The organism is Rhizobium sp. P38BS-XIX (genome assembly GCF_012641435.1).
In the GTDB taxonomy this organism is placed as follows: domain Bacteria; phylum Pseudomonadota; class Alphaproteobacteria; order Rhizobiales; family Rhizobiaceae; genus Rhizobium.
Map to the genome: position 1 here is coordinate 284,407 of NZ_JABAIJ010000007.1, position 24,487 is coordinate 308,893.

Genomic DNA, 24,487 nt, shown 5'->3' on the forward strand with positions numbered 1-24,487 from the left:
GAAATGGGGTCTGCGCCAAAATTGCCTAAATTCAGAATGATGGGAGCGCGCTTAACAACGTGCCCGTCGAGCGAAATATACAGCGGCGACACGAAGACACATCGTCCGTGTTACTGAACATCCGATAATCGGGACCGGCGAAGGTCAATATAAACAGGTAGAGCATGTCGAGCCCAATCGATCTGGAAAAAGCCGATGAGGAATTGGAAGAACGGGGCGGTATTGTCGGTTTCCTCAACCGATTCCGCACGCTGATCGCCGCCGTCCTGACCGTCGCCGTCTTCAGCATCGCAGCCTACGCCATCTTCGATCTCACCAACGAAGTCCGCTACGACGACGTCGTGCACGCGCTGACAACGACGAAGATTTCCTCGGTGCTGCTCGCTCTTCTGTTTACGGGTCTGAGCTTTGCGTCGCTGATCTTCTACGACCAGAATGCGCTGGAATATATCGGCAAACGCGTGCCGTTCCCGCATGTGGCGCTGACCTCGTTCAGTGCCTATGCGGTCGGCAACACGGCGGGCTTCGGCGCTCTCAGCGCCGGCGCGATCCGTTATCGTGCCTATAGCCGACTCGGCCTTTCTCCCGATGATATCACGCGTGTCATCGCCTTCGTGACGCTTGCCTTCGGCCTCGGTCTTGCCGCCGTCGGCGCCATCGCGCTGCTTGTCATCGCCGATGAGATCGGGCCGCTGATCGGCGTCGATGGGCTCTGGCTGCGCCTCGTCGCGGTTGCGATCCTGGCGGCGCTTGCCTTCGTGGTTTTCGTCGGCCGCAATGGGCGCGAGGTGCGCATCGGGCCGATCGCCGTGCGCTTGCCGGATTCGCGCACATGGTCGCGTCAGTTCCTGGTCACGGCCTTCGATATCGCGGCATCCGCCTCCGTGCTTTATGTGCTGCTGCCGGACTCCTCCATCGGCTGGCCGGGCTTTCTGGCGATCTACGCCATTGCCGTCGGCCTCGGTGTCCTGAGCCACGTTCCGGCCGGCTTCGGCGTTTTCGAGACGATCATCATCGCCTGGCTCGGCAGCTCGGTGAACGAGGACGCGGTGCTGAGCTCGCTCGTCCTTTACCGCGTCATCTACAACGTTATTCCGCTGGTCATTGCTATCGCGGCGATCTCGGTGGCGGAGCTGCGTCGCTTCGTCGATCATCCGGCGGCATCCAGCATGCGTCGCGTCGGCGGCCGCCTGATGCCGCAATTGCTGTCAGCCTTCGCCCTGCTGCTCGGCATGATGCTGATCTTTTCGAGCGTGACGCCGACGCCGGATCAGAACCTGATCGTCCTTTCCGACTTCATTCCTTTGCCGATCGTCGAAAGTGCCCACTTCTTTTCGAGCCTTCTTGGCCTGACCATGGTTGTTGCCGCGCGCGGCCTCGGACAGCGCCTCGACGGCGCCTGGTGGGTATTGGTGTTCTCGGCAGCGCTTGCGCTGTTGCTGTCGCTGCTCAAGGCTATCGCGATCGTCGAAGCCGGGCTGCTGGCGTTCCTGGTCTTCAGCCTTGTCGTCAGCCGCCGGCTGTTCAACCGGCCGGCATCGCTGCTGAGCCAGACACTGACGGCCGGATGGCTGACGGCCATTGCCGTCATCTGTATCGGCGCTATCGTCGTTCTGTTCTTCGTCTATCGCGATGTGGGATATAGCAACCAGCTTTGGTGGCAGTTCGAATTTGCCGACGAAGCGCCGCGCGGTCTGCGCGCAGCCCTCGGCATTTCCATCCTCTCGTCGGCGATCGCGATTTTCAGCCTGCTGCGGCCCGCGACGAAACGGCTGGAGCCCGTCACCGAGGACGTCGTGGCCCATGCTGTCGAAGTCGTGCGCAAGCAGGGCTTTGCCGACGCCAATCTCGTGCGCATGGGTGACAAGAGCATTATGTTCTCTGAAAAGGGCGATGCCTTCATCATGTACGGCAAGCAGGGCCGCTCCTGGATCGCGCTTTTCGATCCCGTCGGTCCGCGCCATGCGCTGCCGGAGCTCGTCTGGCGGTTTGTCGAGACGGCGCGGGCTGCCGGCTGCCGCTCGGTCTTCTATCAGATCTCGCCGGCACTTCTGTCCTATTGCGCGGATGCGGGCTTGCGCGCCTTCAAGCTCGGCGAGCTGGCGGTCGTCAATCTCTCGAATTTCGAGCTGAAGGGCGGCAAATGGGCCAATCTCCGGCAGACGGCAAGCCGCGCGGTTCGCGACGGACTAGAATTTGCCGTTATCGAGCCTCAAGATGTCCCTGAAATCATGGATCAGCTGGCCGCCGTCTCCGATGCATGGCTCTCAGACCACAATGCCAAGGAAAAAGGCTTCTCGCTGGGCGCGTTCGATCCGGACTATGTGGGCTCGCAGCCGATCGGCATCTTGAAGAAGGATGGTAATATCGTCGCGTTCGCGAATATCCTCATGACGGAAACCAAGGAAGAAGGTTCCGTCGATCTGATGCGTTTTTCGCCCGATGCTCCCAAAGGATCGATGGATTTTCTGTTTGTGCAGATCCTCGAATATCTGAGGGGCCAGGGCTTTCACCGTTTCAACCTCGGCATGGCGCCACTATCGGGCATGTCGAGACGGGAATCGGCGCCCGTATGGGATCGCGTCGGAGGCACCGTGTTCGAGCACGGCGAGCGTTTCTACAATTTCAAAGGGCTTCGTGCCTTTAAATCCAAGTTCCATCCCGAATGGCAGCCGCGCTATCTGGCTGTATCGGGAGGTGTGAGTCCCATGATCGCGTTGATGGATGCCACATTCCTCATCGGGGGCGGACTTAAGGGGGTCGTGAGGAAATGATCTTGAAATACGCAATGTCATTGGCTTTCGCATGCATGCTGTCTTTAGGCTTGCTGGCGTCCGGCGCCGCAAGAGCAGACGAAGACGACACTAAGTACGATCTGGGCATGATCCCGGCGCCGCATATCCTGCGCCCGAAGGGCAAGGTGACCAGCGAAGTCGTTCTGATCTCCGACGCTGCCGGCTGGGGCGACAAGGAAAAGGCGGTTGCCGACAAGCTCGTCAACGACGGTTCACTCGTCATCGGTATCGACTACCCCTCGTTTCTTGCCTCGCTCAACAAGTACGACGTCACCCAGAACGACGGCTGCATCTATATCGTTGCGGATCTGGAATCCCTGAGCCAACAGGTGCAGCGCTCCTTTGCCGACAGCACCTATCAGCTGCCTGTTATCGCCGGTGTCGGCGCCGGCGGCGCCATGGCGTTGACGATCGCGGCACAGACGCCGGACGCGACGGTTGCCGGCACACTTGCTGTCGACCCGGCTGCGGGCATCGCGCTGAAGCAGGAGCTCTGCACGCCGGCCGAGAAGAAGTCGGATGGCGACATCGTTTCCTTCGGCCTCCAAGATGGCGCACTGCCGAACCCGATCCTCGTGACCTATACGCCGAATGCACCGAAGGACGGCCGCGAGCATGTCGAGGATATCCAGAAGGAGCATCCCGAGGTTCAGAGCACGGAATCGGACAATGCCGATACCTATGCGACGCTCGAGGCTTCGCTCAGCGATCTGATGAAGTCGATCGACAGCTCCAAGTCGCCGCTCGGCCTGCCGCTCGACGTCATGGAAACCACGCCGACCGAGGACACGCTTGCGATCGTCTATTCCGGTGACGGCGGTTGGCGCGATATCGACAAGGAAGTCGGCAGCTATCTGCAGGATCAGGGCATTCCTGTCGTGGGCGTGGATTCGCTGCATTACTTCTGGTCGGAGCGGGATCCGCAGCAGACGGCAGACGATCTCGCGCGCATCATCCAGTTCTATACCAAGCGCTTCAAGGTGAAGCATGTGGTGCTGGTCGGTTATTCGTTCGGCGCCGACGTGCTGCCTGCGAGCTACAACCGCCTGAAGCAGCCGGACAAGGACAAGATCGTCCAGATGTCGCTGCTCTCCCTGTCGCAAAAGGTCGATTACGTGATCTCGGTCATGGGTTGGCTGGGCGCTTCCAGCGAGGGCAAGGGTGGCGATCCCATCAAGGATCTCAAGGCGGTCAATCCGAAGATGGTGCAGTGCGTTTATGGCAAGGATGACGACGAAGACGTCGCTTGCCCGCTGCTCAAGGGCAGCGGCGCCGAAATCATCGCCATGGATGGCGGCCATCACTTCGACGACGATTACGAGGCATTGGCAAACCACATCATCAGTGGTCTGAAGAGCCGCCTCGGCGAGTGATCGATTGGCTGCGCGCGGCAAGTTTGTCGCGCGCAGCTTCCTTTTGTGTCGTGTTGTCCCTACATCTCCATGGGATTTGAAAGATCGCCGATCTCGCGGCTTTCGCACGCCCTCCCAGTTTTCATTTGCTTCTTGCGCCTGATGTCACCGGATGGAAGAAGCTTCATTGACGGCCGGTTTCCCGCTGCGACCGTTCACCGTCCTGCCAGAAAGGTCCATCCTTGTCCGCTACACCCGCTTCCGCCTTCACCAAGACCTATTCCGGTTTCCTGTTCGATATGGACGGTACGATCATCAATTCGATCGCCGCCGCCGAGCGCGTTTGGGGCAACTGGGCGCGTGCGCAGGGTCTCGATGTCGAGAAGTTCATGCCGACCATGCACGGCAAGCGCGGTGTCGACACAATCGGCCAGCTGCACTTGCCCGGCGTCGATCCGGTCGCTGAGGCGCAGAAAATTACCGAAGCCGAGATTGCCGATGTCGAAGGCGTGATCGCGCTTCCGGGTGCCGTGGATTTCCTCGCGTCATTGCCGCCGGAACGCTGGGCGATCGTGACCTCATCGCCCCATCGTCTGGCGCTGGCACGGCTGGATGCCGCAGGAATTCCGATGCCGCGCTTCATCGTGACGGCCGAGGACGTGAAGGTCGGCAAGCCCGATCCGCAGGGCTATATCCTTGGCGCGCAGCGCCTCGGCCTCAGCCCGTCTGAATGCCTGGTGTTCGAAGACGTCATGGCCGGTGTAAAGGCCGGCGAGGCGGCTGGTGCGGATATCATGGTGATCACCGCTACCCATTCGCATCCCTTGGAAACGAGCCATTCCACGCTGCGCAACTACGACAATGTCCGCGCGCACGTGGATGGCGCCGGCAAGCTGTCGATCCTGCCCAAGGGCTGATAACATCGGCCTGCGGTTGCGACACAGACATGTCGCTTTCGCGCTTTGCAATGGGCTGCCGGCTCACTATGTTTTCGTGATATCATAGATATTTGCGAAGATCAGATGAGCCTCAAAGAGCTGAAAGCCCAATATCGCAAGGAGCAACTTGCCGAGCGCGACGCCATCGCGCCGGAAGATCGTATAGAGAAGGGCCTCGCCATCGCCGACCATGGTGATGGCATCGATTTAGAGCCGGGGGAGATCGTTTCCGGTTTTCTTCCGATCCGATCCGAGGCCGATATCAGGCCGCTGATGACCCGCCTGAGAGAGCGGGGTGCCCGGCTCTGTGTGCCCGTGATCCTAGATCGCAGCACGATCGTCTTTCGTGAGCTCGTGCCCGGTGCACTGCTTGTTTCTTCGGGATTCGGCACGTTCGGGCCAGGACCAGACGCGGCCGAGCTAGATCCGCATGTGATGCTGGTGCCGCTCTCCGCTTTCGATAGAACAGGCCATCGCATCGGCTACGGCGCCGGGTATTACGACCGCGCGATCGATCGATTGCATCAAAAAGGCTTGAATCCGCGGCTGATCGGCATTGCATTCGATTGCCAAGAAGTGCCATCAGTACCCGCTGAGCCGCATGATATCCGTCTTGACGCGATTTTGACCGAGAGCGGGCTCAATTTCGTTTCGGAAGTGATTGGATAGCGAATGCGGCTGCTTTTTCTGGGTGACATGGTTGGGAAGACCGGACGGGTTGCGGTATGGGACCGTTTACCGGGGCTCGTGTCCGACCTGAAGCTCGATTTCGTCATCGTCAACGGCGAGAATGCGGCCGGCGGTTTCGGCATCACCGAAGATATCTTCCTTGAGACGATCAATGCTGGCGCAGACGTCGTGACGACGGGCAATCATGTCTGGGACCAGAAGGAAGCCGTGGTCTTCTGCGAGCGCCACGATCAGTTCCTGCGCCCCGCCAACTATCCGGCCGGCACGCCCGGCCGCGGCTCCGGCCTTTATTATGCCCGCAACGGCGCCCGCGTGCTCGTTGCCAACATCATGGGCCGCGTTTTCATGCATCCTGAGCTGGACGATCCCTTCAAGGCGGCGGAGGCCATTCTCGATGCCTGCCCGCTGAAGGAGCAGGCCGATGCGATCATCTTCGATTTCCATGCGGAAGCGACGAGCGAAAAGCAGTGTTTCGGGCATTTCGTGGATGGTCGCGCCAGCTTCGTCGTCGGGACGCATACGCATGTGCCGACCGCCGATGCGCAAATCCTGAACGGCGGCACGGCCTATATGTCGGATGCCGGCATGTGCGGCGACTATGATTCCTCGCTCGGCATGGAGAAGGAAGAGCCGCTCAACCGGTTCATTTCGAAGATGCCGAAGGGTCGCTTCGAAGCGGCCTCCGGCCCGGCGACGATCTGTGGCGTGGGCGTGGAGATTTCCGATGCGACCGGACTGGCGGAAAAGATCGCGCCGCTGCGCATCGGACCACGGCTTGCGGAAACTATTCCCGATTTCTGGCGCTGAGCGCGTCCGATCACCCTGCGCCTGTGATGACGCGATTGTGAGCCGCAGCGTCTGATTGTCGCTGGACCTATCCCGGCGCGTGCCGCATCCTTTCGCCACTATCGGGCGTGAGGAGGTGGCATGATGCCGCGATTTCCTGTCCTTGCCGTGATGTTCCTGTCGGTGATTTTCGCCTGGAGCGCAGCTGACGCCCAGCAAAAGCCTTCGCGTCCGCAGCCGAGCCAATGTCAGGCGATCGCGCAATCGCTGCCCAAGGCGACATTCGCGAGTTTTTCTCCACCAGGTCCTACGCTTGCCAGTGATCCCGTCGACGGCGACGTGAAGATCACCTTCCTTGGCCATGCCACACTGTTCATCGAGACGCCCGGCGGCGTTTCCATCGCTACGGATTACAGCGGGGCCTACCCGCCGCCCTACACGCCGGAAGTCGTGACGATGAACAAGGCGCATATCACGCACTACACGCTGACGCCGGATCCGGCGATCAAATATGTGCTGCATGGATGGAGCGATGTGCCCGGCGAGCCAGCGAAGATCCATATGACTGTCGGCGATACGCTAATCCGCAATGTCGTGACGGATATTCGCTCTTGGGGCGGCGGCATCGAACCCAACGGCAATTCGATCTTCATATTCGAAGTGGCCGGCCTGTGCATCGGCCATCTCGGCCATCTGCATTTCGAACTTACCGACCAGCAATATGCTGAGATCGGCCGTCTGGATGTGGTGATGGTGCCGGTCGACGGTGGCTTGACGATGGGAGCTGACAGCATGAGCCGCGTCGTCAAACGGCTGCGTTCGTCGCTGATCCTGCCGATGCATCGCTGGGGGCCGCCGATCAGTCAGTTCCTGGCGCTCTTCGGCCCGGAATTCGATGTCGGCTACGCGCCGACGCCGAGCGTGACGGTGTCGGTGAAGACCTTGCCGCGCAAGCCGCTGATTTATGTGCTCAAGGGACTGTAGGCGTTATGGCGCGCTTCCGCGATCGCCCCGATATGCGCGGCTGACAACGCCCATTACCCGGCTTTTTACTTGAATGAAGGCCGCTTCGCTCTTATAAGGCAGCCATTCCCAACAAAAGACGTGAACAGGGGTGCCATGGCTGGCCATTCACAGTTTAAAAACATCATGCACCGCAAGGGTCGTCAGGACTCGGTGCGTTCGAAAATGTTCTCGAAGCTGGCGCGCGAAATCACCGTCGCTGCCAAATCGGGCCTGCCCGACCCGACCATGAACGCAAGCCTGCGCCTGGCGATTCAGAACGCCAAGGCGCAGTCCATGCCGAAGGACAATATCGATCGCGCCATCAAGAAGGCGTCCGGTGCCGACACCGAAAACTACGACGCCATCCGTTACGAGGGCTACGGCCCGGGCGGCACGGCGATCATCGTCGAAGCGCTGACCGACAACCGCAACCGCACGGCCTCCAACGTCCGCTCGATCTTCACCAAGGCCGGCGGTGCGCTCGGCGAAACCGGTTCGGTGTCCTTCTCCTTCGATCACGTCGGCGAAATCACCTACAAGTCGACCGTTGGCGATGCCGACAAGGTCATGGAAGCGGCGATCGAAGCCGGTGCGGATGACGTCGAAAGCGATGACGAAGGCCACGTAATCATCTGTGGCTTCGAATCCCTCGGCGAAGTTGCCAAGGCGCTCGAAGCGACGCTGGGCGAAGCCGAAACCGTCAAGGCGATCTGGCGCGCGCAAAACAACGTGCCGGTCGACGAAGAAAAGGCTGAGTCCCTGCTGAAGCTCATCGACAATCTCGAAGACGACGACGACGTCCAGAACGTCTATTCGAACTTCGAAGTTTCGGAAGAAGTGCTGGCCAAGCTCTCGGCCTGATCCTTCGTAATTCTTCAAGAAAGCCGACCGCAGAGATGCGGCCGGCTTTCTTCGTTATGGGTTGGTCGCTCGGGTGAAATCGTCCCGGAAGGCGGAAAGATCCGGCGCTGCGACGTCTGAAACGGCCCAGAAGACCAGGCCGTCCGCACGCCATTCGACGAAATTGTAGCCATCTTTCTCGGCATTGCCGTGGGTTCCGGATGTGCCCGGCCAGATGAAGAGATTGATGACATGTCCGTGCCGGCGATAGACCAGCGCCGCCACCACCCGGCCATCAAGATAATCCACCCTGCCGCCGACCAAGGGGAAGCCCTGTGTCGCCAGATCGACTACGGGCGGCGAGAAATCAATCTTGCCGTTGAACCATGGCTTGACGGTGTGCTGGTCTGAGGTCAGCACATCGGTCAGATGGTCGGCAAGCATCGAACGGACATGGCTCGCAAGAAGCTGATCCTCGATCGTCTGGCTCTGCTGCGGCACGTTCAGCACCAGCATGAGACTGGCGGCAAGGACGGCGAGCGAAGGCACGAAGCTCCATTCGCGCAGCAGCCGCCAAGCGCGCTGCCATGGGTTTTCAGCCTGGGATGTCGCCGTTGCAGCGCGCGCCATCATGGCCTGTTCCAGCGAAAGTGCCGCCTGCACGCTGGCATGCACCGCATCCGGCGCGTGCCATTTCACGCCTTCCTGGGCGGAAAGACGCTTGACCATCAGGGCATTCTCCATCTCGTCGGTGCATTCCCGGCAAGTGGCCAAGTGTGCTTCGAAGCGGGCAGCATTGGCTGCATCCAGTTCGCCATCGATGAAGCCGTGCAGCAGATCGTTCCATTCGTGATGTTCATTGTGCTCTCCGCCGCTCATCGTGCCGCCTCTCGTCCTTCGAGGCTGCGCCAGACCTCGCCGAAATCACGGCGGGCACGGGCAAGGCGCGACATGACGGTGCCGATCGGCGCGTCGATGATCTCGGCGATCTCCTTGTAGGACAGGTCTTCGAGTTCGCGCAGAACCAGAACTTCGCGCATGGCATCGGGCAGCTGGTTGATGACCTCGCGCACCCGCTGCGTTTCCGATTTGCGGATGAAGGCCGCCTCCGGCGTGTCTTCTTCAGAGGCGGGGTCGGTGGAAGGCGAGCCTTCATCCGTCTCCCTTTCGTCGGCCATCGGCTGCTCGTAACGGGTCTTGCGGCGGCCCTCCTGCAGCCATGCATGATAGCAGTTGCGGACGATGGTGAAGGTCCAGGCGCGGGCATCGCCGTCGCGAAAGCCGTGGAAGCCGCGATAGGCGCGCAGATATGCCTCCTGCACGATATCCTGGGCAGCATCGGCATCGCGGCTGAGGAAGCGCGCGAAATTATAGGCAGCATCCAAGTGCGGGATGATCGTGCGCTGAAAGCGCCGCATGGTTTCGTCAGGCGAGGAGACCATGTGCTGTGAGGGCACAGCGCGCGACGATGGCTCCGCCATCGCGGTGAGGATTTTGTGCCGGCTCGCTCCCGGTCCTGCCAGGAGAGCACGCAGGCGGTTCAGAAGCGACGCAAGCCTGCCAATCGCGGTCGCCTGTGGCGGCCGCCAGCTCCATGCCGGGAACTCGCCGTCAAGTGTCATCGAACGTGTTATTCGGGCGTCTGTCATCGTGATCCCCGCAAAACGCCGTCATCGAGTGTAAGCTTCGGATAGGGCGCTTGCAATGTTGCCTGAGAAGCTAGATCGCCCGCGCACGGGTTTTATTCCCGATTGCATGAAAAAAATCCCGAGGCGCAGAGCGCGGATGATTGCGATCCTGCTTTCACGATCAGTGCCCATCAAAATAATTGTATAATTTTCAATTACTTGCCAGAAATCTTCCTGTGGTGGGGAATAAGCGGCCGCGGCCGTCGATCTTCTTCCTCAGTGGACGGCCGCGATTTGAAGCGCCGCCCGCCTGGCCCGAAAAGCCATAACCCTGAGGAGATATTGCGATGTTTGCTATGACCCGCCGCGCCGTGCTCGGCACGGCTGCAGCTGCGGCAGCCTTCGGGCTGTCGTCAAAGCTCGAATTCATCCCGCAAGCCCTGGCCGCAACGCCGCTGGAGCCGGCGGTCGGCTTTTACAAATACAAGGTCGGTTCGATCGAAGTCACGGCCATTTACGATGGCATCTGGCGCAAGCCGCACGATCCGGCCTTCATCAAGAATGCCTCCGTCGAAGACACGAAGGAAGCGCTGTCCAAGGCCGGCCTGACGACGGACTTCATGCCCATTCCGCTGACTGTCGTCGTTCTCGACATCGGCGGCCGCAAGATCATGATGGATGCCGGCTCGGGTGTCGGGCAGTGGCAGACCAATGCCACGCATCTGCCGGCCAACATGGCCGCCGCCGGTATCGACTACAAGAAGATCGATACGATCATGATCTCGCATTTCCATCCGGACCATGTCTGGGGCTTGATGGAAAAGGGAACGAACGCGGCGATCTTCCCGAATGCCGAACTGATCGTCAATGCTGCCGAATATAATTGGTGGACCGATCCCGGCCGCGTCAACAAGCTGGCGGAGGGCCGCAAGGAAGCCGGCCGGCGCATCGCTTCGGTCTTCCCGACGTGGAAGAACTGGAAGCTGGTCGAGGATAATGCCGAGGTGGCGCCCGGCGTGCACATGTTGGCCGCTTACGGTCATACGCCGGGCCATTCCGTCTTCCTCATAGACGGCGGCAGCGAGCAGCTGATGGTATCGGCCGACATCATGTATGTGCCGGCGCTGCTCGCACCTCATCCGGAATGGGAAGGCACCTACGACCAGGACGGTCCGATGGCCGTCGCCACCCGCCGCAGGCTGATCGACCGCGTCATTGCCGACAAGATCAGGATTTGCGGCTCGCATTTTCCGTTCCCGGGCTCCGGCACCTTCGTCAAGGACGGCAATGCCTACGGCTTCACCCCCACCACCCAGGCCTGAACGGCCAAAACAGGAGCAAATACCATGTTCAGACATGTCATTTTCGGGATCGCCGGCCTGTGCGCCGTCGCCATCCTTCCGGTCACAACAGCAAGCGTTGCCTTCGCCGTCGACAATATGGAATCGGCCGATGCACCGGACCTTACCTCGGTTCGCGCCAAAATCGACGCGAAGGATTATGCCGGCGCGCTGGTGGAGCTTCGAGATATTGCCGAGGAACATCAGCAGGCCGACGTTTACAACCTGATGGGCTTCACGCTGCGCAAGACCGGCGATTTCAAGACGTCGCTCACCTACTACACCAAGGCGCTGGAGCTGCAGCCGGATCACAAGGGCGCGCATGAGTATCTCGGCGAACTCTATGTCGAGACCGGCGACATGCCCAAGGCTCGCGAACAGCTGGCAACGCTGACCAAGCTCTGCCCGGCGGGATGCGAAGAGCTTGAGGATCTGACCAAGGCGATCGCTGCCAAGAGCACCAACTAGCCCGCGGCTGCACCCGGGTCGGCGACGTTTCACTCGATCAAGTTGCGGAAACGTCGCCGGCCGAGATCGGAAGCCTGCGGATATCAACGGGAAGGAGATAAGTCATGGAATTCGAGGAGGAGAGTGTCGTTCTTGTCAATTTGACGGATATGGCTCTGCTGTTCGGCCGCATCCTGCTGTCGCTGCTTTTCCTGGAGGAGGGCATCGAACTTGCGAGTAATTTTGACAGCTCGATGGACGCCATGGCGAAGCTTGGCGTCGCCACCCCCATCGCAATTTCGACCATCTTGCTGCAGCTGGCTGCCGGTATTGCCATCGTGATCGGCTTGATGACACGGCTGGCCGCCTTCGGCCTCGGTCTGTTCTGTCTGCTGACGGCGATGCTCTTTCACACGAACTTTGCCAGCCATAACGAGTTGCTGCATTTCGAGAAGGATCTGGCGATTGCCGGCGGCATGTTCGTCCTGATCGTTGCCGGCGCCGGCAGGCTGTCGGCGGACATGCTGGTCCGTCGTATCTGGAAGACGAGGCTCGTCGCGTGAACCATCCGATCAGCCGGTGAGCCGCCTTCCAATCGCGGCTCACCGGCGCAGCTACTTTCTCCTGAAATCAGGAGACCTTCTGGAAGCTTGGCAAGGTCGCAAAGAGCTCGACCGACTTCAGGCGCGCTTCGATGTCATGGATCGGCATCGAAATGATGACTTCGTCGGCTCCGGTATCCTTGATGAACTGCGATAGCTTCTTTTCGGCTGTTTCAGGCGAGCCGACCACCGCATAGCGCAGCGTGTTTTCAACATTCATCTTTTCCATCGGCGTCCAGAAGTCATCCATGTCGTTGCGCGGACGAGGGAAGGGGCCGCGGACGTTGCGGCGCAGATTGACGAACTGTTGTTGTGCCGAGGTGAAATGAAATTGTGCTTCCTCATCGGTATCCGCCACCGCGCCCATCGCGCCGACCATCACATAAGGTTTGTCGAGCGTGGCAGACGGGGTGAAGCGATCCCGGTAGATGCCGATAGCATCGAACAGGGATTCCGGCGCGAAATGTGAGGCGAAGGCGTAGGGCAGGCCGAGCATGCCGGCGAGATGCGCACTGTAGAGGCTCGAGCCAAGCAGCCAGATCGGCACACTGGCGCCGTGACCGGGAACCGCGAGGATGATCTGTCCCTCGTCGGCGGGGCTGAAGAGATGCTGGAGCTCCACGATATCGTTGGGGAAGCTCTGCGCTCCCGCCTCCATGTTGCGTCTCAGAGCCTGCGCCGTGCGCATGTCCGTGCCCGGTGCCCGACCGAGGCCGAGATCGACACGGCCGGGGAACAGCGCTTCCAGCGTGCCGAATTGCTCGGCGATGACGAGCGGCGAATGATTCGGCAACATGACGCCACCCGAACCGATGCGGATGCGCGAGGTTGCTGCGCCGATATGGCCGATGACGACGGAGGTCGCGGCGCTTGCAACGCCCGGCATGCCGTGATGCTCGGCCAGCCAGAATCGGTTGTAGCCAAGTTCCTCCGCCTTTTGCGCCATGCGCTTCGAGCCATCGAAGGATTGGCGGATGGTGCTGCCTTCGGCAACGGGCGAAAGATCGAGGATGGAAAATGGAACCATGGCAAGAAACCTGCGTGGTGGAAAGGAGGGTCGCTTGCACATGTAGGAGCGCTGTCCGTGCATTCCAAACCCCGCGCCGCAATTTCGTCACGATGTTTTCAGTCGGCCGCTCCGTATCAGGAATTGTGCGTTGTTTTTGTTTTGTTCACATTTTGCTGGCACATGTCAGGCCTGAAAGTTAGGGTGACCCATGCAAAATACGATTCGCATCATCGGCATCGATCCGGGCTTGCGCCGCACCGGCTGGGGTATCATCGATACGCTCGGCAATTCCCTGCGCTTCGTGGCGTCGGGAACCGTGACGTCGGATGGCGACATGGATCTCGCATCCCGTCTCTGCCAGCTGCATGACGGGCTTGCCGAAGTCGTTCACAGCTATCAGCCCGATGAAGCTGCTGTCGAGCAGACCTTCGTCAACAAGGATGCGGTTGCAACCCTGAAGCTCGGCCAGGCGCGTGGCGTCGTTATGCTGGTTCCAGCGCGCGCAGGCCTGCCGGTGTCGGAGTATGCGCCGAATGCGGTCAAGAAAGCCGTCATCGGCGTCGGCCACGGCGAAAAGCAGCAAATCCATGTGATGCTGAAGATCCTGATGCCAAAGGTCGAGTTCAAGGGCAATGACGCCGCGGACGCGCTCGCCATCGCGATTTGTCATGCCCACAACCGCGGCGCCAGCCGGCTGCGGCAGGCATCGTTGCTGGCATCCGCCAAAGCCTCTTGATCGATCGAACATTGTTTGTTCCTGTCTTCTTGAAACGCACTCCTGACGGACCTCATCCATGATCGGCAAGCTGAAAGGCACAATTGAAGAGATCGGCGAAGACTATGTGCTCGTGGATGTGCATGGTGTTTGTTACGTCGCCTATTGTTCGGCCCGAACGCTTTCGAAGCTGGGCCTGGCAGGCGAAGCCTGTATCCTCTTCATCGAGACCTACGTTCGGGAAGATCAGATCCGGCTTTTCGGTTTCATGACTGCGTTGGAGCGTGAGTGGTTCAACATCGTGCAGACGGTGCAGGGCGTGGGTGCCAAGGTGGCGCTGGCGCTGCTATCGACGCTGACGCCGGCTGAACTTGCCAACGCGATCGCGCTGCAGGATCGCGCCGCCGTCTCAAGGGCGCCGGGTGTCGGTCCCAAGGTCGCCATGCGCATCGTGACGGAACTGAAGAACAAGGCGCCTGCCTTTGCGGGCGATGCGGCCAATATCGGGCTCAAGCAGGAACTGGGCGAGGGGGTTGCCTCCGCACCTGTTGCCGATGCCGTGTCGGCGCTGACCAACCTCGGCTACTCCCGTGATCAGGCGGCCAATGCGGTTGCGGCGGCAATGAAGACGGCGGGCGAGGACGCGGACAGCGCCAAGTTGATCCGTCTCGGCCTGAGGGAACTGTCGCGGTGAGGCTTTGCACCTTCCGCAATCCTTACTATTGTCGCAAAGTCGAGAGATCGAGGTTCGGCGTTCCCTGGTCAAAGCCTGTTTCGAGGCGGTAGATAATATACCGCCTTTTGCTTGGGGGCTGCGAAACGCATATCTGAAATGGAACCGCTGACATGAGTGAAGCCGCACGTCTGATATCGCCTGAAAAGCGTGGCGAAGACATCGATGTGACGCTCAGGCCGCAATCGCTGGACGAATTTACCGGCCAGGCGGAGGCGCGCGCCAACCTGAAGATCTTCATCGAGGCGGCCAAGGGACGCGGCGAGGCGCTGGACCATGTGCTGTTCGTCGGCCCGCCCGGCCTCGGCAAGACGACGCTGGCGCAGATCATGGCCAAGGAACTCGGCGTCAATTTCCGCTCGACTTCCGGGCCGGTCATCGCCAAGGCAGGCGATCTGGCGGCGCTTTTGACCAATCTCGAAGAGCGCGATGTGCTCTTCATCGACGAAATTCACCGTCTCAACCCGGCCGTGGAAGAAATTCTCTATCCGGCGATGGAGGACTTTCAGCTCGATCTGATCATCGGCGAGGGGCCGGCGGCGCGTTCGGTCAAGATCGACCTTGCCAAGTTCACGCTGGTGGCCGCCACAACCCGCCTTGGCCTGCTGACGACGCCGTTGCGTGACCGTTTCGGCATCCCCGTGCGGCTGAGTTTCTATACCGTGGAAGAGCTGGAGCTGATCGTCCGGCGCGGCGCAAGACTGATGGGCCTAGGCATGACGGATGAAGGCGCGCGCGAGATTGCCCGCCGCGCCCGAGGCACTCCGCGTATCGCCGGTCGGCTCTTGCGGCGCGTGCGCGACTTCGCCGAGGTCGCCAAGGCTGAGGCCGTCACGCGCGAGATCGCCGACGAGGCCCTGACGCGTCTTCTGGTGGACAATGTCGGTCTCGATCAGCTCGACAAGCGCTATCTGAACATGATCGCGGTCAATTTCGGCGGTGGCCCCGTCGGCATCGAGACCATCGCGGCCGGCCTGTCGGAGCCACGCGACGCAATCGAGGATATCATCGAGCCCTACATGATCCAGCAGGGTTTCATCCAGCGCACGCCACGCGGGCGCGTCCTGACCGCAATTGCCTGGAAACATCTTGGCCTGCAGCCGCCCAAGGATCTTGAGGCGGCGCAGTTCCGGCTGTTCCGGGAGGCCGATGAATGATCAGCCGTCGCCGCTTCCTGAAGCTTTTCGGTGGCAGCATTTTCGGTGTGATGGCACTTGGCGGATATGCCCTCGGATATGAGCCGGTCGTTCGCCTGAGTGTCACTCGCTATGCGCTGACCCCGCCTGGCTGGACGCCGGGGCTGAAGCTCAGGATCGTCGCGCTTGCCGATTTCCACGCCTGCGAACCGTGGATGAGCGCCGAACGCATTGCCTCGATCTGTGCGCACGCCAATGATCTTGGCGGCGATATCATCGTTCTGCTTGGCGATTATACGTCGGGAACCGATCTCATCACCGCCCGCGTCGATCATAGCATCTGGGCGGCAGAACTTGCGAAGCTGCAGGCGCCGCTCGGCGTACATGCCATCGTCGGCAATCATGACTGGTGGCACGATGCGACGGCACAGAGAAACGGCCATGGCCCGACATTCAGTCATCGCGCCTTGGCCGGCGCCGGTATCGATGTCTATTCCAACCGCTCGGCACGCCTTGAAAAGAACGGTCAGGGATTCTGGCTTTCGGGTGTGGAAGATCAGCTTGCCCTGCGCCGCAGCATGCGGTGGAAGCGGGCCGTGACCAGGGGGCTGGACGATCTCGGCGGTACGCTGGCCCAGGTGACCGACGATGCGCCCGTCATCCTTCTTGCGCATGAACCCGATATCTTTCCGAGCGTTCCGTCGCGGGTGTCGCTGACCTTGTCCGGACACACGCATGGCGGACAGGTGCGGGTGTTGGGTTGGTCGCCCTATTCGCCATCGCGCTATGGCGACCGATATGTCTATGGCCATATCGTCGAGGAGGAGCGCCATATCATCGTTTCCGGCGGTCTCGGCTGCTCCATCGCGCCGGTTCGCTTCGGCGTGCCGCCCGAAATCGTCGTCATCGACCTTGGGTGAACATGATGCCGAAACGCAGGCTCATCAGACTGAATGCCGGTGACACGCGTTTTCAGATGCGGGTGGCGGGCTTGGCTTTTCGCGACGGTCATGTGCTTGTTCATCGAGCCGTCCACGAAAGCTTCTGGACCTTTCCCGGTGGCCGGGCCGAAATCGGCGAGACCTCCGAGGAAACGCTGAGGCGGGAAATGATGGAGGAGCTCGATACCGAGGTGACCGTCGAGCGCCTTCTCTGGTCGGTGGAGAACTTCTTTCACTACGAGCAGCGTGACTGGCACGAGTTCGGCCTCTACTACCTGATGGAAATCCCCACGGGCTTTCCGTTCCATGCGCGCGATGTCGTGCATCGCATTCAGGATGGCGATAGCGAGCTGGAATTCAAATGGGTACGGGCAACGCGGGAGGCTCTGGTTGAGCTGGATATCCCGCCCTACTTCATTGCCGAGGAAATCGAAAATCTGCCTGCAACACCCCGTCATCTCGTCTGGCGTGATGGCGATCTCGACAAAGCCTAAGGGGTTGTCCGATGCCCGATTACGATCCACTCCGAAGCGTGCGAAAGCTTGCCTATAACAATGCGCTGGCGAATGTTCGGCTTTATCGGGCCTGTACGGCGCTGAAGCCCGGAGAATTCGAGGCCGCGCGGGTCAGCTTTTTTCCGTCGATCAAGGCGACGCTCAATCATAACCTCACGGTTGATTGGTTCTATGTCGATGCGCTGGAAGGCGGCTCTTTGGGTCTTCAAGCCTTCGAGGTCGACGAGCCCTACGACCGGCTGGATGATTTGAGCTGGGAGCAGGCGGAGGTCGACCGCCGGCTGGTCGCATTCTGCGAGGCGCTGACGCCGGAAGAAGCCTTGAGGGTGATCGATATCCAACGCAGCGGCAGGATACAGCGGGAGAGGGCAGACGACGTGCTGAACCACCTGTTCCAACACCAGACGCATCACCGCGGGCAGGTGCATGCGATGCTGGCCGGAACAAGCGTTGCCCCGCCGCAGCTTGATGAATTCGTCGTGGCTGATGATGCCCAATTCAGGGGTGCGGAGTTGGCTGCTCTCGGCTGGGACGAGATCAAGCTGATGCGCTGATCTGGCGCTGGTGCAGAATAGCGGACTTTGCGAGTGTCTCGACCGTCATCTGCAGCAATGCTTTCCCGCCGCCCTGCCAGCCGAGAGAACGGATTTTTGCCGTGCTCATGATGCCGGTCGGCGCGTCGGGCGCTGGTGCGGGCAGGGGATGCCGACAGTGTGTTGCCGCCTGAAGGTGTTGCAGGATTTCGTGGGTATCGGTCGCTATATCCGAGAGGTTGAAGGCTTCGCCGTCGATGCGGCCTGCCTCCGTTTCCAGGAGCAGGCGAATAGCGCGGCCGAGATCGCGGCCGTGCACTTCCGTGCCTGCCCGCGAGGCAACCGGTCTGCCATTCAGATAATCACTGAACAACGTGTCCCATTTGTTCGGCTGCAAGTCGCCATAGACGCCGGTCGCCCTGAGGCTTGCCGTGGCGAAGCCGGGTGCCGAGAGGGAGAAAAGAGCGTGTTCGGCATCGCGTTTGACCGCGCCGTAGAGCGTGTTTGGGGCGGGCTTTGCCGTCTCCGTCACCTGTTCCGTGCCCGCCTGATCGCCATAGACAGCGCGGGAGGACAGGAAGATGCAACGACGAATGCCGGCCTTTTGGGCCGCTTCGAATAGTCTGACCGTGCCGTCCAGATTGAGACGGCGGAAAGCTTCAGGGTCGTCTCCTTCACCGCCGCGATATTTGCCCGGCAGATGACTGAAGGCTGCGTGGACGAAGAGATAGGCGTCGTCAAAGGCATAACGCTGGTCTGCGGCGGGATCTAGGCTCAACGGTACGAAAGATACCGGCCGGGAAAATAAATCAGGATCTGGCGGTGTGCGCCCGCCGATCGCGACCTTGTATCCGGCGGACAACAGCTCCTCGGCGATATATCGGCCGACGAGGCCCGTACCGCCCGAGAGGAGGACTCTCATGCCGCTGCCTTCGGATTTGCCAGCGTGGCGATATCAGGCATATCCCGCCCGGTGTGGAAGCTGTGCCACAAGTCGATCAACGGTCTCAGCCGATCGGCCTTTGGGTGATTTTCCTCCCAGGGCTTTTCATACTGGTAATGCAGGATGGAGACGCTGTTCCAGTTCCAGAGTTCAGGCATGCTAAACCAGACATATTGCAGCATGTTCATGAAGACAGGCAGGCCATGCCAATCGGGGAAAAAGGCTTCGAGAAAAGATTGGTCCGTGCGCCGCCAGAAGACGTCCGGGCGGTCGAGCCGCTGCAGCATGTCCTGAAAAGTCAGAAGCGACGGCTTGGCGACGAAGACGCCGGAATTCAGCCGGTGAAAATCCGAAAGGCTCTCATAGACATTCGGGGCTGCCGAAAATTCCGGATAATCGAACAGCTTGTCGACATTCTTCAGCACCAGCGCGTCGGCATCGATGAAGACGCAGGTGTCGTATTCGATGAGCTGCCAGAGCCGCAGCTTGCAGAAATTATCCAGCGGCGTGTGAAAGGAAGGCTTGCGGCCCTTGGTGAAAGGCGCGGCGGCATGGAGGTTGCCACGCGCATGCCGCTCGTTGAAGGCGTCCGAAAGCGGGAGATGCTCGACCTCGATCAACCGGCAATTCAGAGCCAGCAACGGGGCTAGATCGCTTTCGCGAACGCCCGCCGTGTGCAGCACCACAATATCGGCTCTGGTGCCGCTGCGGGCAATCGAGCGCGCCAGTGCCAATGCTCCCATGGCGTAGTCGGCATTCGTGACGAGTGTCACGAATGCCTGCCTGGCATGCGGGCGGCTGTGTGGACGCAGCCCCTGCAGTATTTCGCTTCCCGGCATCATGACACGGACTTCAATCTCTTGCCCTCGGGATCGTGGTTGACCGTCGCGGCGAGATCCTTTGTCCAGGCCGAGACGGCCGGGACGCGCGAGCGGTCGACGCGATAGGCGTATTTCTTGGCGACATCGACGATCTCGCTCAACAGGCCGGCTTTCAGTGTGATTGGATCGAGACCGAGACCCAGGAACTTGTCGTTCTTGACGATCAGCTCATTCTCGGCGGCTTCCTTGCGCGGGTTGGGAAGCCGGACGATTTCGGCGCCGCTGATCTTGGCGATCATCTCCGCGAGATCGCGGACGCGGTGCGTTTCCGTCATCTGGTTGAAGATCTCGACACGGGCATTGCGTTGCGGCGGGTTCTTCAAGGCAAGTTCGATGCAGCGCACCGAATCCTGAATATGGATGAAGGCACGCGTCTGGCCGCCGGTGCCATGGACCGTCAGCGGATAGCCGATCGCCGCCTGGATCAGGAAGCGGTTGAGGACGGTGCCATAGTCGCCGTCATAGTCGAAGCGGTTGATCAGCTGCTCGTGCCGGCGCGTCTGCTCGGTATGCGTGCCCCAGACGATGCCCTGATGCAGGTCGGTGATCCTGAGGCCGTCGTTCTTGGCATAGAATTGGAACAGCAGCTGATCCAGGCACTTCGTCATGTGATAGATCGAACCGGGATTGGCGGGATAGAGGATTTCCTGGCTCACCGTCTGGCCATCGGCCGTCTCGATGCCGACAGGCAGATAGCCCTCGGGAATGGCGGCGCCGACCGTCGAATAGCCATAGACGCCCATGGTGCCGAGATGCACGAGATGTGCGTCGAGATTGAGCTCGACCAGCGCGTTCAGCAGGTTGTGCGTGGAGCTGACATTGTTGTTGACCGTATAGTTTTTGTGGCGGTCGCTCTTCATCGAATAGGGGGCGGCGCGCTGCTCGGCAAAATGCACGATCGCATCCGGGCGATGCTCGGCCAGCCATTTTTTCAGAAGCTCATAATCCTTGGCGAGGTCGATGAGGTTGAAATAGATGCGGCGGCCGGTTTCGGCGTGCCAGATGCGGGTGCGTTCCTGAATCGAATCCATCGGCGTCAGGGACTGGACGCCCAATTCGGTATCGATCCATCGGCGAGAAAGATTGTCGAGGATATGCACCTCATGACCGGCGTCGGAGAGATGGAGCGAGGTGGGCCAGCCGATGAATCCGTCGCCGCCCATAACCGCTATTTTCATGAGATATTTCCTTCTGCGCCGATCCGCTAGCCGGCACCATTCCGGATAGTCGGAGTTTATGACAATTGTTCAAAGCTTGCTTGATGGCAGAACTTCGGCCAAAGAGGTGCCGGACATTCAAGGAGATGCGGCAACGATGAACAGCCCCTTTCTGATAGCTGGGGAACTGGAAGCCGGCAGCCACCGGCTGGTGCAGCGAGTCTACTACGAGGATACGGATTTTTCCGGCCTCGTCTATCACGCGCGCTATCTCCATTTCCTGGAACGGGGGCGCACGGACTATCTTCGGTGTCTCGGAGTGGAACAGCGTGAGCTCCTGAACGCCGATGAGGAGGGGCTGGTCTTCGTCGTCCACCGCATGGAAATCGACTTCAAAGGTCCGGCACGCATGGATGACGTGCTGACGATCCGCACCGTCACCGAAAAGGCAGGCGGCGCCAAGATGGTACTGTCCCAGGAGATCCGCCGCGACGATGTATTGTTGATCGCAGCCAAGGTCATCATCGCCGTGATCAACGCGAAGGGCCGGCCGCGCCGGCTGCCGGAAAAGCTCGCCGCGCAGATGCTCGCGGCATCGGAACCCGCTGGCTAGCAAGGGTTCTGGCAGGTCAGCGGTCATCATCTATTTGCAAGGATACTACGATTGCCAACGGGCGCTTGCAAAAACTTGAGTTTTGTGTGAAGGAATTCGCCGCGCAAGATCTGCCTGCGTTAGCAGCCGGTTTCGTCTCCGGTCATTTCTTCCCAGGAGCTAGAATAGCCTTCGCCGCCAATAAAATTTTCCTGTTTCGACGCTAACATTCTTTTAACCATAATAGTGTCTTACTGGTTCTGTCGGAGTTTGTGCGGTGCACGCCTTCCTTTGACCAAATTTGACGGCAAGAAGGCAATTGTAAGCTTGGAAGGCTTGACCAGGGCGTTCAGCGGCGGCTGCCAAACATTTCTTGTGAGATCACTTTTAGCCGCCCGGTCTAGCGCCGGGCGTTTGGATTCGGGGATTTTGGATCAATGGAACAAGTAGCATTGGCGGCGGCCACCACACCGGACATCACGCTCTGGTCGCTCTTCATGCAGGCGGGCTTGGTGGTCAAGCTCGTCATGATCGGTCTGCTGGCAGCGTCCGTATGGACCTGGGCGATCGTGATCGACAAATATCTGAACTTCGCGCGGGCACGCCGCCAGTTCGATCATTTCGAGCAGGTCTTCTGGTCTGGCCAGTCGCTCGAGGAATTGTATCGCACGCTTTCCGAGCGGAACAATACGGGCCTCAGCGCCATTTTCGTTGCAGCGATGCGCGAATGGAAGAAGTCCTTCGAGCGCGGTGCCCGTTCGCCGATCGGCCTGCAGATGCGTATCGACCGCGCCATGGACGTAACCCTGGCCCGCGAATCGGAACATCTGGTCGCCCGTCTGGCATCGCTTGCCACTATCGGTTCGGCCGGTCCGTTCATCGGCCTGTTTGGCACGGTCGTCGGTATCATGACCTCGTTCCAGGCGATCGCCGGCTCGAAGTCGACCAACCTTGCGGTCGTTGCGCCCGGTATCGCGGAAGCGCTGCTGGCAACCGCCATCGGTCTGGTCGCCGCTATCCCGGCCGTTATCGCCTACAACAAGTTCTCCGGCGATGCCGGCAAGCTCTCGGCACGCATGGAAGGGTTCGCGGATGAATTTTCCGCCATTCTTTCGCGCCAGATCGATGAGAAGCTGCAGCCTCGCCAGGCAGCACAGTAAGTCGCGGACAGAACCGGAGTAATTCACATGGCAATGTCTGTTGGAGGCAAGGGTGGCGGCGGTGGCCGCCGGGGCGGTCGCCGCGGTGGAGGCCGAGGCGGCCCGATCGCCGATATCAACGTGACGCCGCTGGTCGACGTCATGCTCGTGCTGCTGATCATCTTCATGGTGGCGGCGCCGATGATGACATCGGGCGTGCCGATCGATCTGCCGCAGACGCAGGCCGGTGCGCTCAACGCCCAGACCCAGCCGATCACCATCTCGATCAAGGCCGACGGTCAGGTGTTTATCGGAGAATCTCAGATTCAGACCACCGAAATCGCCGACAAGCTGAAGGCGATCGCGACCACTGGTTACAGCGAACGCATCTTCGTACGTGGCGACGGCAAGGCGCCTTACGGCGTCATCGCCGATGTCATGTCGCGCATTCAGGAGGCCGGTTATAAGAACATCGGCCTGGTTACACAGCAGCAGACAACGGATCACTGACGGATCGCCATGAAGCGCAGTCTTGCTACATCTGCGGTTTTTCACATCTTGGTGCTGATCGGCGCCATGGTGACGCTGAGTGCGCCGGCGCCTTTGGAGACGCCGGAAAGCACGGCTATGGACGTCGATATCGTGCAGGCCGATCAGCTTCAGCAGGGTGAAAAGAAAGCGCCGGTGACGGATCACGTCTCGCGCAAGCAGACCACGAAGCAAGATCAGGTGGCCAACGCCCAGAACGTCGGCGAGAACAAGGTTGATATCAAGAATCCGGTCGTGCCCACCCAGCGGCCGGAAAGCGATACTGCGGCATTGGCGCCGAAAAAGGTCGATGCGCCCGTTCCGCAGAACGATCCGCGCCCGAATGATGTGAAGACGGTCGAGCAGAAGGACACCGAGGCTGCGCCCAAAGAAGTGGCTGCCGTTCCGCAGCAAAAGCCTGATGTGACGCCCACTCCGACACCGAAGACGGATCCTGCGCCGCCCACTCCGAAGGCAGATGCGACACCGACGCCGCCGCCGACCGAACAGCAGGCTGAAATCCCCGTGCCGAACAATGTCCCGGTGCCGGATATCAAGCCGCAGCCGACGCCGCCGAAAGCCGCCGAGCAGAAGCCGGAAGTTAAGCCTGCGCCGAAGCCGGATGTGAAGGTGGCCGACGCCAAGCCGACTGACAAGACGACCACTCAGAGCACGAGCAAAACCACATCGCCCGATGACGGTAAGAAGGACGCGGACAAGAAGCGCGAGACCGCCAAGGCTTCCAATAAGGGGCTGGATGACGGACTGGCTGACCAGATCGCCAACGTCCTGAACAACACGTCATCCAAGGGCGGCGCCGCGCGCTCGACCAAACAGGCTTCCGCAGGTGCCGATACGCAGGTGAACACGCGGGGCGGCATGAAATCACTTGGCGCCGGCAAACTCAGCCAGAGCCAGCAGGATGGTCTGCGCGACTTGATCCAGAAATACTGGAACCTGACGCCCGGTCTCGAAGGCGCCGGTGACGTGCGCGTGAAGGTACATTTCAGGCTCGACAAGTCCGGACAGATCGTCGGCGAACCGGAGGCGACGACGAGTGGCGGCCCGCCATCCACGCAGGCTGCCATGCAGGGCGCTGCCGTGCGCGCCGTGCTTCGGGCACAATCCGAGTACCTGAGCATACTTCCGGCCGACAAGTATGAAGACTGGCAGGAAGTCGTCGTGAACTTCAGTGCAGCGGATATGGGGATGTAATGCGGGGCGTGCGGCTTTCGGCGAACC

General features: G+C 60.4%; 26 protein-coding genes. 20 read left to right on the top strand and 6 right to left on the bottom strand.

The genetic code is table 11. The annotated features are described in order from the left end of the window. Positions 1 to 164: 164 nt before the first annotated feature. The 7 genes from mprF to HGP17_RS23010 all read left to right on the top strand — a co-directional run bounded on the left by mprF (position 165) and on the right by HGP17_RS23010 (position 8,427). A complete protein-coding gene (mprF, locus tag HGP17_RS22980; protein ID WP_168812767.1) occupies positions 165 to 2,774 on the top strand; it encodes a bifunctional lysylphosphatidylglycerol flippase/synthetase MprF in 2,610 nt (869 codons plus the stop codon). Continuing rightward, entirely contained in the window at positions 2,771 to 4,168 is a 1,398-nt protein-coding gene (locus HGP17_RS22985; RefSeq protein ID WP_168812768.1) for a virulence factor family protein, read from the top strand. Before mprF ends, HGP17_RS22985 begins: the two co-directional genes overlap by 4 nt. 221 nt (positions 4,169 to 4,389) lie before the next feature. Next, positions 4,390 to 5,064: an HAD family hydrolase gene (locus tag HGP17_RS22990; protein WP_168812769.1), complete on the top strand. Its 675-nt coding sequence runs from the start codon at positions 4,390 to 4,392 to the stop codon at positions 5,062 to 5,064. 105 nt (positions 5,065 to 5,169) lie between these two features. Continuing rightward, on the top strand, positions 5,170 to 5,754 hold the full coding sequence (locus HGP17_RS22995) for a 5-formyltetrahydrofolate cyclo-ligase (protein ID WP_168812770.1): 585 nt from the start codon (positions 5,170 to 5,172) through the stop codon (positions 5,752 to 5,754). A gap of 3 nt (positions 5,755 to 5,757) precedes the next feature. After that, positions 5,758 to 6,582: a TIGR00282 family metallophosphoesterase gene (locus HGP17_RS23000; RefSeq protein ID WP_168812771.1), complete on the top strand. Its 825-nt coding sequence runs from the start codon at positions 5,758 to 5,760 to the stop codon at positions 6,580 to 6,582. 120 nt (positions 6,583 to 6,702) lie between these two features. Continuing rightward, the gene (locus HGP17_RS23005) at positions 6,703 to 7,545 is read left to right on the top strand and encodes an MBL fold metallo-hydrolase (protein ID WP_168812772.1); all 843 of its coding nucleotides are present in this window, start codon (positions 6,703 to 6,705) and stop codon (positions 7,543 to 7,545) included. A 135-nt stretch (positions 7,546 to 7,680) separates the two neighbouring features. After that, on the top strand, positions 7,681 to 8,427 hold the full coding sequence (locus HGP17_RS23010; protein ID WP_168812773.1) for a YebC/PmpR family DNA-binding transcriptional regulator: 747 nt from the start codon (positions 7,681 to 7,683) through the stop codon (positions 8,425 to 8,427). A 54-nt stretch (positions 8,428 to 8,481) separates the two neighbouring features. Here the strand turns inward: HGP17_RS23010 and HGP17_RS23015 are convergent, their stop codons facing one another. Both HGP17_RS23015 and HGP17_RS23020 read right to left on the bottom strand, forming a co-directional pair. Continuing rightward, positions 8,482 to 9,285 carry an anti-sigma factor gene (locus HGP17_RS23015; RefSeq protein ID WP_168812774.1) on the bottom strand — a complete coding sequence of 268 codons (804 nt, stop codon included), beginning with the start codon at positions 9,283 to 9,285 and terminating at the stop codon, positions 8,482 to 8,484. After that, positions 9,282 to 10,055: a sigma-70 family RNA polymerase sigma factor gene (locus HGP17_RS23020; RefSeq protein WP_168812775.1), complete on the bottom strand. Its 774-nt coding sequence runs from the start codon at positions 10,053 to 10,055 to the stop codon at positions 9,282 to 9,284. The genes HGP17_RS23015 and HGP17_RS23020 overlap by 4 nt, the downstream gene beginning before the upstream one ends. Before the next feature lie 326 nt (positions 10,056 to 10,381). On the opposite strand from HGP17_RS23020, the gene HGP17_RS23025 reads away from it, so the two are divergent. The 3 genes from HGP17_RS23025 to HGP17_RS23035 all read left to right on the top strand — a co-directional run bounded on the left by HGP17_RS23025 (position 10,382) and on the right by HGP17_RS23035 (position 12,384). Then, positions 10,382 to 11,356, top strand: coding sequence for an MBL fold metallo-hydrolase (locus HGP17_RS23025; protein WP_168812776.1), 975 nt, complete (start codon positions 10,382 to 10,384; stop codon positions 11,354 to 11,356). Positions 11,357 to 11,380: 24 nt separating this feature from the next. Next, positions 11,381 to 11,842: a tetratricopeptide repeat protein gene (locus HGP17_RS23030; protein WP_168812777.1), complete on the top strand. Its 462-nt coding sequence runs from the start codon at positions 11,381 to 11,383 to the stop codon at positions 11,840 to 11,842. A gap of 104 nt (positions 11,843 to 11,946) precedes the next feature. After that, entirely contained in the window at positions 11,947 to 12,384 is a 438-nt protein-coding gene (locus HGP17_RS23035) for a DoxX family protein (protein WP_168812778.1), read from the top strand. Positions 12,385 to 12,451: 67 nt separating this feature from the next. On the opposite strand, the gene HGP17_RS23040 is transcribed toward HGP17_RS23035, so the two are convergent. Beyond that, positions 12,452 to 13,450: an LLM class flavin-dependent oxidoreductase gene (locus HGP17_RS23040; RefSeq protein ID WP_168812779.1), complete on the bottom strand. Its 999-nt coding sequence runs from the start codon at positions 13,448 to 13,450 to the stop codon at positions 12,452 to 12,454. Positions 13,451 to 13,640: 190 nt separating this feature from the next. Between HGP17_RS23040 and ruvC the strand changes: the two genes are divergently transcribed. The 6 genes from ruvC (at position 13,641) to HGP17_RS23070 (ending at position 18,026) form a co-directional block, all read left to right on the top strand. After that, complete coding sequence (gene ruvC, locus HGP17_RS23045) at positions 13,641 to 14,168, top strand: crossover junction endodeoxyribonuclease RuvC (RefSeq protein WP_168812780.1); 528 nt, start codon at positions 13,641 to 13,643, stop codon at positions 14,166 to 14,168. A 58-nt stretch (positions 14,169 to 14,226) separates the two neighbouring features. Further along, positions 14,227 to 14,841: a Holliday junction branch migration protein RuvA gene (ruvA, locus tag HGP17_RS23050; RefSeq protein ID WP_168812781.1), complete on the top strand. Its 615-nt coding sequence runs from the start codon at positions 14,227 to 14,229 to the stop codon at positions 14,839 to 14,841. Positions 14,842 to 14,993: 152 nt separating this feature from the next. After that, complete coding sequence (ruvB, locus tag HGP17_RS23055; protein ID WP_168812782.1) at positions 14,994 to 16,037, top strand: Holliday junction branch migration DNA helicase RuvB; 1,044 nt, start codon at positions 14,994 to 14,996, stop codon at positions 16,035 to 16,037. Next, complete coding sequence (locus HGP17_RS23060) at positions 16,034 to 16,936, top strand: metallophosphoesterase (RefSeq protein WP_168812783.1); 903 nt, start codon at positions 16,034 to 16,036, stop codon at positions 16,934 to 16,936. Before ruvB ends, HGP17_RS23060 begins: the two co-directional genes overlap by 4 nt. Positions 16,937 to 16,941: 5 nt before the next feature. Beyond that, positions 16,942 to 17,451: an NUDIX hydrolase gene (locus tag HGP17_RS23065; RefSeq protein ID WP_168812784.1), complete on the top strand. Its 510-nt coding sequence runs from the start codon at positions 16,942 to 16,944 to the stop codon at positions 17,449 to 17,451. Positions 17,452 to 17,462: 11 nt separating this feature from the next. Next, positions 17,463 to 18,026: a DinB family protein gene (locus HGP17_RS23070; RefSeq protein WP_168812785.1), complete on the top strand. Its 564-nt coding sequence runs from the start codon at positions 17,463 to 17,465 to the stop codon at positions 18,024 to 18,026. On the opposite strand, the gene HGP17_RS23075 is transcribed toward HGP17_RS23070, so the two are convergent. From HGP17_RS23075 to HGP17_RS23085, 3 genes are read right to left on the bottom strand one after another with little or no spacing between them, the layout of a single operon-like run. Beyond that, positions 18,010 to 18,927 carry an NAD(P)-dependent oxidoreductase gene (locus HGP17_RS23075; protein WP_168812786.1) on the bottom strand — a complete coding sequence of 306 codons (918 nt, stop codon included), beginning with the start codon at positions 18,925 to 18,927 and terminating at the stop codon, positions 18,010 to 18,012. The genes HGP17_RS23070 and HGP17_RS23075 overlap by 17 nt on opposite strands. Continuing rightward, the gene (locus tag HGP17_RS23080) at positions 18,924 to 19,790 is read right to left on the bottom strand and encodes a glycosyltransferase (RefSeq protein ID WP_168812787.1); all 867 of its coding nucleotides are present in this window, start codon (positions 19,788 to 19,790) and stop codon (positions 18,924 to 18,926) included. Before HGP17_RS23080 ends, HGP17_RS23075 begins: the two co-directional genes overlap by 4 nt. Continuing rightward, a complete protein-coding gene (locus tag HGP17_RS23085) occupies positions 19,787 to 21,007 on the bottom strand; it encodes an NAD-dependent epimerase/dehydratase family protein (protein WP_168812788.1) in 1,221 nt (406 codons plus the stop codon). Before HGP17_RS23085 ends, HGP17_RS23080 begins: the two co-directional genes overlap by 4 nt. A gap of 136 nt (positions 21,008 to 21,143) precedes the next feature. On the opposite strand from HGP17_RS23085, the gene ybgC reads away from it, so the two are divergent. The 4 genes from ybgC (at position 21,144) to HGP17_RS23105 (ending at position 24,460) form a co-directional block, all read left to right on the top strand. Then, complete coding sequence (gene ybgC, locus HGP17_RS23090) at positions 21,144 to 21,599, top strand: tol-pal system-associated acyl-CoA thioesterase (RefSeq protein WP_168812789.1); 456 nt, start codon at positions 21,144 to 21,146, stop codon at positions 21,597 to 21,599. A gap of 416 nt (positions 21,600 to 22,015) precedes the next feature. Further along, positions 22,016 to 22,738: a protein TolQ gene (gene tolQ / locus HGP17_RS23095; RefSeq protein ID WP_168812790.1), complete on the top strand. Its 723-nt coding sequence runs from the start codon at positions 22,016 to 22,018 to the stop codon at positions 22,736 to 22,738. Between the two features lie 27 nt (positions 22,739 to 22,765). Continuing rightward, complete coding sequence (gene tolR, locus HGP17_RS23100; RefSeq protein ID WP_075851547.1) at positions 22,766 to 23,227, top strand: protein TolR; 462 nt, start codon at positions 22,766 to 22,768, stop codon at positions 23,225 to 23,227. Positions 23,228 to 23,236: 9 nt separating this feature from the next. After that, entirely contained in the window at positions 23,237 to 24,460 is a 1,224-nt protein-coding gene (locus tag HGP17_RS23105; protein WP_168812791.1) for a hypothetical protein, read from the top strand. Positions 24,461 to 24,487: the final 27 nt, after the last annotated feature.